Below are 11,302 nucleotides of genomic sequence, written 5' to 3'. Positions count from 1 at the left end.
CGAGCCAGCGGCCAAATACCATTACCATAACGCCAAAATGACAAGTTGAGGCCGATTATGTCCCTGAAGTACCGCATTGTGCCGGTAACGCCGTTCGAACAAAACTGCACACTGATCTGGTGCGAAGACACTCTGAAAGCTGCCGTAGTCGATCCCGGTGGGGATCTTGACCGCATTCAGGCGGCCATTGAGGCCGAGGGTGTCACCGTTGACAAGATTCTGCTAACCCACGCTCATATTGATCATGCCGGCGGCACGGCCGAGTTAGCCAAGATCGCCGACATTCCCATTGTGGGGCCTCAGAAAGAAGATAATTTCTGGATTCAAGGGCTGCCCATGCAAGCCCAGATGTTCGGGTTCGCAACGCCGGAAGTGTTCACGCCTGACCGTTGGCTGGAGGATGGCGACACGGCCACCGTTGGCAACCAGACATTAGAAGTTCTGCACTGCCCCGGCCATACCCCGGGTCATGTCGTATTCTACCACCGGAATTCTGACCTCGCGCTGGTAGGCGATGTGTTGTTCAACGGCTCCATCGGGCGAACCGACTTCCCCAAAGGGGACCACGGAACCCTGATCCGTTCGATTCGCGAAAAACTGTTCCCGCTGGGCGACGATGTCACGTTCATTTCGGGCCATGGTCCGATGTCCACGTTTGGCCATGAGAAGGCCACCAACCCGTTTGTCTCGGATCACCGGGGTTAATCCACCCCGGCAACTTCCTCCTGCGGCAACCTGGATTGGCACGAAAACTGCTCAACCCCTTACCAGGACTGCTTAGCAACAAAATTCCGGCAGATGTTTGCCGCTCAGGAGGAAATTCACCATGTCTTTGCTGACATCATTAATACAAGCCAGCACCCGCTTTCAGCAAGCCATGGACACCCGTCAGGCACCCTCGGGCAAGCCGGACGATGGTGTGACCACCCAATCCCCAAAGCTAGAGGCAACCGGCAGCCCGGGCGAGGATCGCTTCACGCCATCCGAACAAGCTGCACAGGACCCTGCAGATGTAAAAGTTCAGAAAATCCCGCTGAATCAATACAAGCAGACGGTAGCTCAGGATCTCTCATACATCCGAGACACCTTGCGGCACAAACTTGCCGAGTACAACGTGCACCCGGCTACAGCCCTGAACGTCAGTAAGGGCGAAGACGGGAAAATGATGGTCGAAGGTAAAGTATCTGACGAGATTCGCGGGAAAATCGAAAAAGACCTGAACAACAATCGCGACTTTGCAGATGCATTCAGCCGGCTGAGTGTCAGCGAACCGACGCTGCACTTTATGGATAATGCTCTGAAGTTGAATCAGGCTTATGGCGTTCGCAACTCGTTATTAAGCGCTCTGGTGAGTGAAAATCAGCAGTTTAACGGCCTTCAGGATGTACTCCACCGCTACGACAGTCTTCGCCGAAACACCAGCGCCCATCAGCCTATGTCCGCAGGCGACTCACAACGCTACGCCTTCAATCTGAACGCCCGGGCCTGATTCCGGGCCGGGCGTTCACACACAGATCTGAGGGTTACCCCTCAAACGGTGCCGGGTCGCCTTTACCAACCCGAGTCACTTCCGGTACATCTCCGGTAAAGTTAACCACCGTTGTGGCTTCCATACCGCAGAAACCACCGTCAATAATCAGATCCAGCTCCTTCTCCAATACGTCACGGATCTCTTCGGGATCCGTCATGGGATCGGTTTCATCCGGCAGCATCAAGGTACTGCTCATGATCGGCTCACCCAGCTCTCCCAGCAGCTCCCGAACGATAGCGTTGTCTGGAACACGAACACCAATGGTACGACGCTTCGGATGCAGCAAACGGCGAGGCACTTCACTGGTAGCATCCAAAATGAAGGTATAAGCCCCGGGCGTAAAGGTCTTCAGCAATCGATATTGGGTGTTATCCACCTTGGCGTACACGCCGATATCAGAGAGGTCACGACACACCAATGTAAAGTTGTGCTTGTCATCCAATTTACGAATGCGCTTGATTCGGTCGGCGGCTTGCTTGTCGCCCAAGTGACACCCCAGCGCATAGCCGGAGTCGGTTGGGTACGCAATCACACCACCGTTACGAATAATATCCACTGCCTGCTTGATCAAACGCTTTTGTGGGTTCTCGGGATGAATTTGAAAAAACTGGCTCATGAATTAACTCCCTGTTTCAACTTGGCGGCCATTGCGGCATCGCCCTTGGAACCGCCCATACAATTTGGCGAATCGGGTGCTGCCTGCCCGGTTTTCGCCCACTCCTCTGGCGTATACAAATGCAACGCCAAAGCATGTACTGGCCCGGCAAGCTCTTCGGCCAGCACTTTGTAAATCATCTGGTGCCGCTTCACTTTCATAACCCCGTCAAACCCGTCTGAAACGAGGGTCACCTTAAAATGCGTTTCGGAATTCGGCGGTACCGAATGCATATGACTCTCGTTCTCCACCGCCAGATGTTTCACTTCAAATGCATTGGCAAGTTTGGTTTCGATGGCGCTCTGAACTTGCATAATCATTTATCCTCCAATCTATATAAGCCCAGTCTACTACACAAAGCGCAGTAGCTCAGAACCTTGACACCAACGCACGAAAGCGCCACATTCCGGTGCCATTTATAGAACCCGAATGCCATGCACCTGTATATAGCTGAAAAACCCAGTTTGGCACGCGCCATTGCCGCAGCCCTTCCCGGCCCCTATCAAAAGGGTCAGGGCTGGATTCGCTGTGGCGAAGGGCGTAACGCCGTCACTGTCAGTTGGTGTATTGGCCACTTGCTGGAACCTGCGGAACCAGCCAGTTACAACCCGGCCTGGAAACGCTGGCGGCTTGAGGATCTGCCGCTTTTTCCGGATCAATGGCGGCTGATTCCCAAGGACAGCGTCAAAAAGCAGTTCAAGGTTCTCGAATCGCTTATTCGCCAGGCAAATCTGATTACCCACGCCGGCGACCCTGACCGTGAAGGCCAGTTACTGGTGGATGAAGTCATTCGCTTTGTGGGCTCAAAAGCACCGGTTAAACGGGTGTTGATTAATGACCTTACGCCGAATGCAGTCGCCCGCGCCATTGCCAGTCCTAAAGAAAACAGTGAATTCCGGAGCTTGTCGCACTCTGCCTTGGCTCGGCAGAGAGCGGATTGGCTTTACGGTATCAACCTCACTCGGTTCTATACGCTGACCTATCAACAACAAGGCGAGCAAGGGGTCTATTCGGTTGGCCGCGTTCAAACACCGGTACTGGGGTTGGTGGTCGAGCGGGACAACACCATCGAACACTTCGAGCCTAAACCGTGGTTCCGCATTGAGGGTGTCTTCCAGGCATCGGAGGAAGAGTCTGACCCGCGCCCGTTTACTGCTCGTTGGCTGCCGGATGAGCAGTTCCAGGACCACTTGGATGAAGAAGGCCGCCTGCTCAATCGGGATATTGCCAATGAGATCGCGAATACTGTGCACGGCCGGCCCGGGCGTATTACCGAATCCCGCTTCCGGGACAGACCTGAACCACCACCGCTTCCATTGTCACTCTCTGCGCTGCAAATTGAGGCCGGTCGATTGTTCCGGATGGGCGCCAAAGAAGTGCTGGATACCGCTCAGAACCTCTATGAACGTCATCAGCTCATCACATACCCGCGATCAGATTCCCGTTACTTACCGGAGGAGCATTTCCACCAGCGTGAGCAAGTGATCCGGGCCATCGGACGAGCTGCGCCGGACCTGGCGGCCTATGCCGAACAGCTCGACAGCAGCCGCCGTTCCGCCGCTTGGAACGATAAGAAAGTCGACGCACACCACGCGATCATCCCCACGGTGCGGCCTTCTGCAAACGGCAAACTCTCCTCTGCGGAGCAGAAGGTCTACGGCTTGGTCAGCCGTTACTACCTGATGCAGTTCAGTGAAGATGCTGTCCACCGGGAAGGCAAATTGACGGTGCAGGTGCAGGAACACAAATTCCGCGCTACAGAAACCGCGCTGTTCAGCCCGGGCTGGAAAGCGTTGGAGTTGAAGCTCAAAGACAAATCCAATGAACCCCAGAAGCCGCCTCTGCCACGACTCGAGCGCGACGAACCGGCCATCTGCAATCAGGCCGAGATGAAGGAAAGAAAAACTCAGCCACCTCAGCATTTCACCGATGCCACGCTGCTCTCTGCAATGACCAACATTGCACGCTTTGTAGCGGATGCCGAGCTCCGCAAAACCCTGAGAGAAACCGATGGCCTTGGCACCGAGGCAACCCGCGCGGCCATTATCGATACGCTGTTCCGGCGAGATTATCTGATACGGGAAAAGCGGTTCATTCGCGCCACCGACAAAGGCAAAGCGTTGATCGCCGCCTTGCCCGATTCGGCACGCGTGCCCGATCGCACGGCAGTATGGGAAGCCACTCTGGAAGGTATTCGCCGGGGCGAAAACGACCCCAGAGCGTTCATTGATACCCTGAAAAAGGAAATACAGGGCTTCATCCACCAGCGAGAAGCGCAAAAAGAGTCGTCTCCGTCTGAAACCAGCATCCACTGCCCTAAGTGCCGGACACCTATGGTGCAACGAGAGGGTAAGTTCGGTGCATTCTACGCCTGCACCCGGTACCCGAAGTGCACCGGCACGCGCCCGCTGGAGGACACGCAACCCCAGGACGGCACATGCCAGAAACCGGTACCTTGCCCACATTGTTTTTCGCCGCTGGTTCGCCGTCAAAGCAAAAAAGGCTGGTTCTGGGGCTGCAGTAATTTCCCTTCGTGCCGACAAACAGTTAATGACGACAACGGGAAACCCGCTTTAGTGTTACGGAATAGTACATATCGAAACTGAAACACCGTGCGTTTTCTGGAATAATTGGCACTGCTGCAGAGAGCTTCCTTGCTTCATTCTGCAAAAGCGACCCGCATCAAGTATCACCTAGAGGCCAGGCTCAATGCGCATTGCTCTGCTTGAAGATGAATTTGAACAAGCGCAAAACATTCAAGCAATACTGTCCGACAAAGGGCATGAATGTGACAGCTTTGCCACTGGCCAATCGTTTCTGAGCGCTGTCTTGCACCGCAGTTACGACCTGATCATTCTGGACTGGCAGATACCGGACATGACGGGCATCGACGTTCTAAAAAGTGTTCGCACCCATCTGGACTGGGCTATCCCGGCGATATTTCTGACCCAGCACGATAGCGAAAGCGACATTGTCTGTGCGCTTGATGCCGGTGCAGACGATTTCCTCGCCAAACCAGCACGCGCTGCAGAACTGATCGCCCGGCTGAATGCTCTGGCACGCCGCAGCAATCCGGAGAGCGACAAAGAACTGCTGGTATACGGACCTTTCGAAGTCAATATGAATCAGCGCAGCATTCACCTTCACGGCGAACCGCTTACCCTGACCGACAAAGACTTCGACCTCACTCTGTTCCTGTTTCAGAACCAGGGCCGCTTGCTCACTCGTGATGTGCTGCTCGAACGCGTCTGGGGAGTCGCAAGAGACATTAACACTCGCACGGTAGATACCCATATCAGCCGCCTACGCCGCCGCATGGGGCTGAATCCGGATAACGGTTTCCGGATAAAAACAATCTACCAGCGAGGTTACCGTTTGGAAGCCGTTCAACCAACGGTAGCAACTGAATCTGCCAGTGACCAGGCCTCCCATGCTTGAGTCGATTCGTTTTACCTTGCGAAAATTCTCGACCTACCTGTTCGGGCTGGCTATAGCCCTGATGCCCGGCCTCGCCTTGGCGGAATGGTCCATTACTCAAGGCTCGGCATCGGCCTCTTCCTATTCTGCAGAGACAAGGTCGGAATGGATCTACACTCTGCAAAACAAAGATTCGCTGGCCAGCATTGCCGAATCCCTGCTGCAAAACTCAGGTGACGGCCACCGACTGCTGGCGCACAACGGATTACCCGGCAACACACACCTAAAAGCGGGACAGTCACTGCGCATCCCGGTTGCCTGGCTGAAGCGCCAACCCGAACCGGCCAAAGTCTCCTCTGTCAGTGGCAACGTTCAGCACATCTCGGGGGCTGATGGCCGAAAAACCTCGCTGACCGAGCAATCCTTGATTCGAGTCGGTGATGAACTGTTGCTCGGCGCCGGTTCCGCCACTCTGACGTTGGCCGACGGCTCTGAAATTCGCGTTTCGCCAAACTCCCGCCTGATGTTTAACCGACTCACCCAGTACGGCAAAACCGGCATGGTTGACACCCGGCTTCGGCTGCACAGAGGCGAAGTGCATTCCCGTGTAAAAGCCCTTCAGGACACGGGCTCCCGGTTCCAGATCACCACGCCGTCAGCGGTAGTCGCCGTGCGCGGCACCGCATTCACGTTGCAGACCAATAGTAACGGCAGCAGCATTCAGGTACAGCAGGGCGCTGTCGATTTTGGTCGCCCCGGTAAATCACAACGAATTCCGACGGGTTATGGCGCGAGTGTCTCTACGTCGGGCCCTGAGCACCTCCGAATCCGGAAGCTGCCACCCGCGCCAGAGATGGACCCGGTTGAACCTTTGGTCAGCCAGCTACCGAAGGAGCTGACCTGGCTCCCCTCGCCTGCCTCTGCGCATCGAATTGATATCTTTGAAACGGCATCCGGGGGCTGGGTACAGAGCCGGAGTGTCACGGGCAACCAGTTCCCCATCGATCAACTCGACAACGGACAGTACGAAGTGCATGTCGCGGCACTCGATCAGCGCGGCATCGCGGGATTGCCGTCTGTTATTCCTATCGAAGTGGAGCTGCAAGCCAAAACACCCGAACTCATCAGCCCGGAGAACGGCGCCAGTGTTGACGACGATATGCCGGAGTTTCGTTGGCAGCTAAACGGGGCAAATGAAATTGCGCGTATCGAGGTTTCACAAGACGACAGTTTCGAGAATCTGGTCAGCACCAGCGAATGGGCACCGGAAAGTCGCGCTCTGCCCTCCCGGGCTTTGAGCCCCGGCACCTATTTCTGGCGGGTAACCACCGAAGCGGGCGGAACATCGTTCGCGGCCTCCGAACCACGAAAATTGACCATCAACGGCACACTGCCACCGGTTCGTATCATCAATATCAATTATCTGGACAGTCAGGTTCGGGTCTTTTGGGAGCAGGCGGATTCCGCCAAAAAATACCGGTTACAGCTTTCTGAAGAGCCAGGGTTCCAGAACATCATCAAAGAAGCGGACGTTCCGGACACGGCCGCCTCATTGCGTCTGATTCCCGGACGACGTTATTTTGTGCGCGTAAAAGCGGTCGCGGACGGCCCGATAGCCAGCCGCTGGGGCCCAGGCCGCGAGCTCTATCTCGACTAATCACTTACTGAACCATCGATAGCATAAGGCCCATGACCAAGGACTGGCTTACCATCAAAAACGCGCCGTGGGCTTTGGGCCTTCTGCTTATCCTGAGTTTGTTTATTTTCCAGATCGAAGGGCTACCCGACCGCCTCGCGCCCTGGCTTTTCCATCAGGCAGTCGCGGTTTGGCCAGCTGCGTCAAGCGACCAGGTTGCCGTGATCGCCCCCGACCATTGGGCCAGCCTCTCCCTTAGCGTTCTGGTGCTGGTCGTCCTCGCTACGCTACTACCACGACTCACCCCGACTTTTATTTTGATCGCTTGTCTGGCCACAATTAGCGTGATCGTTTCCGGCTACCTGCTGCTGCTGATTTACCTGCAGATACAGCTACCCATCATCAGCACCCTGTTGCTGACCGTCATTGCTGTGCCACTTGCCATCGGATTTCGGCTGGCCATGACGAACCGCTTCCTGAATACACACCTGGACGACATGACCAGCACACCCAGCTTGTCTCTGCCTCAACAGGCAAAACGACAACCGGCTCAACTTCTGGAGCACTTTCAAGCGCTTCTGGAACCGGAAGGCTGGTTACTTTCGGAAAACGGAGAACTGTTACAAATCCATGGCATGACCATGGCTCAATCTCCCCATTTACCGGAAACCGGCCAATGGGTTCATCAACTGAACCAAAGCTGGGTAAAACTTGAACGGGGTAGCTCTACCTATGTGTTGGGACTGACACTGAGAAATGACCTGAGCCGCGAGTTAACCCAACAGTATCTGCGCCGACTCAAGCTAGAGGCCGATACCCCCATCGGTTCCAATCAATACTCCGCTCAGGCGTTCTCACCTCGGCTGGAGAAAATCCAGCTGGCAAACAAACGCCTTAGCCAGATGCAATCGTTCATTGAGCACAGCTTCGAACACATGCCGGATGGCATTATCGTGACCGATGAGCTGGCCGTGATCCGGTTTGCCAACCGCCACATTGAAGACTGGTTCCGTGAACCTATGCCAAGCCTCAGCGGCATGCCATTGATCAAACTCCTACAAGGACACGACCCGAAAGAGACTCCGCCCTGGCATGAAATAGTGTCCGAAACGCTGGCGCTGAACGAAAGCCGCACGGTCAATTTAAAAGTGCACGGTAGAGATTTCATCCTTCATCTGGCGCCCGTTTCGCTTCCCGGTGACGGTCAATCGGGCATTATTGCCAATCTTTCTGACATTTCGGAACTCCGGGAACAACAACGCCAGCATCGCCAGGTGATCGACTTCATCTCCCACGATGTACGTTCACCTCTGGTGTCACAACTGGCGCTGATTGAGCAGTTGAAGCGGGACCCATCGAACATCAACGAGCACCAGATCGATCAACTTGGCAAACTAGCACGCCGCAGCTATTCGTTGGCGGAAGAGTTCGTCAACCTAGCTCGAGCAGAACAGCTATCCGAAACCCGATTTTACGATTGCGACCTGCTGGCCATTGTCGAAAACGCACGCGACAGCGTAATTGAACAAGCCCATGAGAAGCACATTCGGCTGGAATTGAATGACACTGAAGACCTGTGGTTACAGGGCAATGCAGAGCTGCTGGAGCGGGCCGTCATTAACCTGCTCACCAATGCCATTCAGTACAGTCCGGCCCACACCACGATCACCATCCAGGTTTACCAGGCGGGCCACATTGCCGGGCTGGCGATTGCCGATGAAGGCTCAGGGATTGAGGAGAGCGAACTGCCCTACCTGTTCGACCGGTACCATCGTCAGCGCCACAACGAAATTGCGGGCAACCACGGAACAGGTCTGGGCCTGGCGTTCGTGAAAACCGTCGTTGAAAAACACAAAGGGAAGATTTACGTTGATTCGCTGCCGGGTGAAGGCACCACCTTCACCCTTAAGCTGCCGATTGCGGACCCAATGGGGTAATGGGGCAACCGGATTTTCAAGACTGGATCGTTTTACTCACCGGCTCTGAAGGCTCGCTGATCAATCCTTGCTTGTCCTGCACCTGAATCGTGAAGTACCAGGTACCTGTATCGAGATTTTCTACGGTGTGGGACATTTCCGGATAGGACTCGGCCTCATCCAGCACGATTTCCTGTTTCAGATCGTCAAGGTCCTGGCCGTAGCGGATCACGTACTTATCCAGCTCGCCCATCGCTATGCCATCACCATTGACTCGGGTAGACGGAGCCGACCAGCTCAACACCGCTGAGCGTTGCTCGTCTGCTGATTCTGACTCGGTCGTCTCATCTGTGTTTGCTGACGAGCCTTTCCCCGTCTCCGCCGACGCTGAACCATTTGAGGACGCTGAATCGGAGGCTGGCGAGTCTGATCCGCCTGAACCACCGCCGCCACATCCCGACAGCAACAATCCCAACGTAAACGCGGCAATCCATGCCTTTGACATTCCAATGACGCGCTTATTAAACATTCTGCACCAGTTTTTCGTCGAATTTGTGAAATTCTATAAAATCGACGGGGTAACGAGTACAGAGAATCGTCGGTCTTTTTGTTGCTAATTCGTCAAGTTTTCGCCGCTTTGGTTACAAAAACTGGCAATTCTTTCAGTTCAGTTTCAAACCCGGGGCAAATGTTTCCGGCAGTAAAAGGCTGGCGGATTCCATACCTGCGACAGGGTATGAGCAATAATCAGCGGCATACCACGCGCTGGCACGATGATTACCACTGGCACCTACTCCACCAAAGGGAGCCGAACTGGACGCCCCGGTGAGCTGCTTGTTCCAGTTCACAATGCCGGCACGGATACGCTGATAGAAATACTCGAAACGTTCTTCACTGTCACTGAACAACCCTGCCGACAACCCGAAACGGGTATCGTTGGCCCGCTCAATGGCCTCATCAAAATCCGAGTAACGAATAACTTGCAGCAGCGGCCCGAAGACTTCTTCATCATCAACGTCGGCTACCGCGGTCACATCAATCAGAGCCGGCGACAGCAAACCGGTTCCCGGCTGGAGCTTCTTGCCCGAAACCAGAGCGACAGCACCACGATTCACCAGCTGCGACTGGGCCGCCAACACACCGTCGGCGGCCGCCTCGGAGATCACGCTCCCCATGAACGGCGCGGGGTCATCAAAAGCCCCGCCCACCTTGATCGCTTTCACCGCTTTTGTCAGCGCAGCCAAGAAGCTGTCACCCCAATCTCCTTGCGGAACCAATAACCGCCGTGCACAGGTGCACCGCTGCCCCGAGGTAATGTAAGCGGACTGGATGGTTTCATAGACGGCCGCCGGCATATCCGCCGGTTCGTCAACAATGAGCGGATTGTTACCGCCCATTTCGAGCGCAAGAATTTTCCCGGGACTGCCCGCAAACTGCTTGTGCAGAATTTGTCCGGTGGCGGAGCTGCCGGTGAAAAACAACCCGTCAATGTCCCGGTGATTGGCGAGCGCAATGCCGGTTTCTTTAGCGCCTTGTACCAGACCTAACACCCCTGAGGGCAATCCGGCTTCCAGCCACAGCTGCACCATTTTCCCGGCTACGGCTGGTGTTAATTCGCTGGGTTTGAATACCACGGTATTGCCCGCAATCAACGCCGGCACAATGTGTCCGTTCGGAAGGTGACCAGGAAAATTGTAGGGGCCAAACACGGCCACGACGCCATGGGGTTTATGACGCAGCACCGCTCGCGCACCCGCCACCTCGCTGCTACGCTGGCCAGTTCGCTCGTTATAGGCTTTGACAGAAATCTCGATTTTTCCGATCATCGCCGCCACTTCCGTTCGCGCCTCCCAAAGCGGTTTGCCAGTTTCGGTGGCGATACACATGGCAAGCGCCTCTTTGTGCTCACCCAGCAATTCGGCAAACCGCCGGGCGATAGCCACGCGCTGATCAAACCCCAGGCTGATCCATTCGCCACTGGCATTTCTTGCCGCCGCCACCGCCGACGAAACCTGAGCGTCGTCAGCCGCTTTCCCCTGCCAAAACTCCTCACCGGTGGCCGGATTCAGCGACGAAAACGCTGCGCCATGTCCTTCGAACCATTCACCATTAATCATCACCGGAAGCGTCATCGGAAACTCCTTTCT

At 55.3% G+C, this 11,302-nt stretch carries 10 protein-coding genes; 6 read left to right on the top strand and 4 right to left on the bottom strand.

What is annotated here, in order from left to right; all coding sequences use genetic code 11:
- The first annotated feature begins 57 nt into the window (after window positions 1-57).
- Both JAO79_RS15175 and JAO79_RS15170 read left to right on the top strand, forming a co-directional pair.
- Entirely contained in the window at window positions 58-705 is a 648-nt protein-coding gene (locus tag JAO79_RS15175; protein WP_320158970.1) for an MBL fold metallo-hydrolase, read from the top strand.
- Window positions 706-826: 121 nt separating this feature from the next.
- Entirely contained in the window at window positions 827-1,489 is a 663-nt protein-coding gene (locus JAO79_RS15170; protein WP_199008068.1) for a hypothetical protein, read from the top strand.
- 34 nt (window positions 1,490-1,523) lie between these two features.
- Here JAO79_RS15170 and JAO79_RS15165 read toward each other — a convergent pair whose 3' ends face one another.
- Window positions 1,524-2,147: an L-threonylcarbamoyladenylate synthase gene (locus tag JAO79_RS15165; RefSeq protein WP_199008067.1), complete on the bottom strand. Its 624-nt coding sequence runs from the start codon at window positions 2,145-2,147 to the stop codon at window positions 1,524-1,526.
- The gene (locus JAO79_RS15160) at window positions 2,144-2,500 is read right to left on the bottom strand and encodes a BolA family protein (RefSeq protein WP_199008119.1); all 357 of its coding nucleotides are present in this window, start codon (window positions 2,498-2,500) and stop codon (window positions 2,144-2,146) included. The genes JAO79_RS15165 and JAO79_RS15160 overlap by 4 nt, the downstream gene beginning before the upstream one ends.
- Window positions 2,501-2,620: 120 nt before the next feature.
- Here JAO79_RS15160 and JAO79_RS15155 point away from each other — a divergent pair, with 120 nt between their 5' ends.
- From JAO79_RS15155 to JAO79_RS15140, 4 genes are all read left to right on the top strand, one after another.
- Window positions 2,621-4,792, top strand: coding sequence for a DNA topoisomerase 3 (locus JAO79_RS15155; RefSeq protein ID WP_199008066.1), 2,172 nt, complete (start codon window positions 2,621-2,623; stop codon window positions 4,790-4,792).
- Window positions 4,793-4,895: 103 nt separating this feature from the next.
- Window positions 4,896-5,624, top strand: a complete 729-nt coding sequence (locus JAO79_RS15150; RefSeq protein WP_199008065.1) for a response regulator transcription factor — start codon at window positions 4,896-4,898, stop codon at window positions 5,622-5,624.
- Window positions 5,617-7,260: a FecR domain-containing protein gene (locus tag JAO79_RS15145; RefSeq protein WP_199008064.1), complete on the top strand. Its 1,644-nt coding sequence runs from the start codon at window positions 5,617-5,619 to the stop codon at window positions 7,258-7,260. The genes JAO79_RS15150 and JAO79_RS15145 overlap by 8 nt, the downstream gene beginning before the upstream one ends.
- Window positions 7,261-7,292: 32 nt before the next feature.
- On the top strand, window positions 7,293-9,176 hold the full coding sequence (locus JAO79_RS15140; RefSeq protein ID WP_199008063.1) for a PAS domain-containing sensor histidine kinase: 1,884 nt from the start codon (window positions 7,293-7,295) through the stop codon (window positions 9,174-9,176).
- Window positions 9,177-9,192: 16 nt separating this feature from the next.
- Here the strand turns inward: JAO79_RS15140 and JAO79_RS16345 are convergent, their stop codons facing one another.
- Both JAO79_RS16345 and astD read right to left on the bottom strand, forming a co-directional pair.
- Window positions 9,193-9,660 (bottom strand): hypothetical protein, encoded by a 468-nt coding sequence (locus JAO79_RS16345; protein WP_227664715.1) that lies wholly within the window; start codon window positions 9,658-9,660, stop codon window positions 9,193-9,195.
- 157 nt (window positions 9,661-9,817) lie between these two features.
- Window positions 9,818-11,287, bottom strand: coding sequence for a succinylglutamate-semialdehyde dehydrogenase (astD, locus tag JAO79_RS15130; RefSeq protein ID WP_199008062.1), 1,470 nt, complete (start codon window positions 11,285-11,287; stop codon window positions 9,818-9,820).
- Window positions 11,288-11,302: the final 15 nt, after the last annotated feature.

Origin of the sequence: Marinobacter litoralis, assembly GCF_016427555.1 — a bacterium.
GTDB lineage: Bacteria > Pseudomonadota > Gammaproteobacteria > Pseudomonadales > Oleiphilaceae > Marinobacter > Marinobacter litoralis_A.
Note: the sequence above shows the minus strand (reverse complement) of the source record. Positions and strands in the feature narration are given on the sequence as shown.

Excerpts from the sequence above, each read along its gene's own strand:
- JAO79_RS15175 (WP_320158970.1), top strand. The coding sequence starts at position 58 with ATGTCCCTGAAGTACCGCATTGTGCCGGTAACGCCGTTCGAACAAAAC.
- JAO79_RS15170 (WP_199008068.1), top strand. The coding sequence starts at position 827 with ATGTCTTTGCTGACATCATTAATACAAGCCAGCACCCGCTTTCAGCAA.
- JAO79_RS15165 (WP_199008067.1), bottom strand. The coding sequence starts at position 2,147 with ATGAGCCAGTTTTTTCAAATTCATCCCGAGAACCCACAAAAGCGTTTG.
- JAO79_RS15160 (WP_199008119.1), bottom strand. The coding sequence starts at position 2,500 with ATGCAAGTTCAGAGCGCCATCGAAACCAAACTTGCCAATGCATTTGAA.
- JAO79_RS15155 (WP_199008066.1), top strand. The coding sequence starts at position 2,621 with ATGCACCTGTATATAGCTGAAAAACCCAGTTTGGCACGCGCCATTGCC.
- JAO79_RS15150 (WP_199008065.1), top strand. The coding sequence starts at position 4,896 with ATGCGCATTGCTCTGCTTGAAGATGAATTTGAACAAGCGCAAAACATT.
- JAO79_RS15145 (WP_199008064.1), top strand. The coding sequence starts at position 5,617 with ATGCTTGAGTCGATTCGTTTTACCTTGCGAAAATTCTCGACCTACCTG.
- JAO79_RS15140 (WP_199008063.1), top strand. The coding sequence starts at position 7,293 with ATGACCAAGGACTGGCTTACCATCAAAAACGCGCCGTGGGCTTTGGGC.
- JAO79_RS16345 (WP_227664715.1), bottom strand. The coding sequence starts at position 9,660 with ATGTCAAAGGCATGGATTGCCGCGTTTACGTTGGGATTGTTGCTGTCG.
- astD (WP_199008062.1), bottom strand. The coding sequence starts at position 11,287 with ATGACGCTTCCGGTGATGATTAATGGTGAATGGTTCGAAGGACATGGC.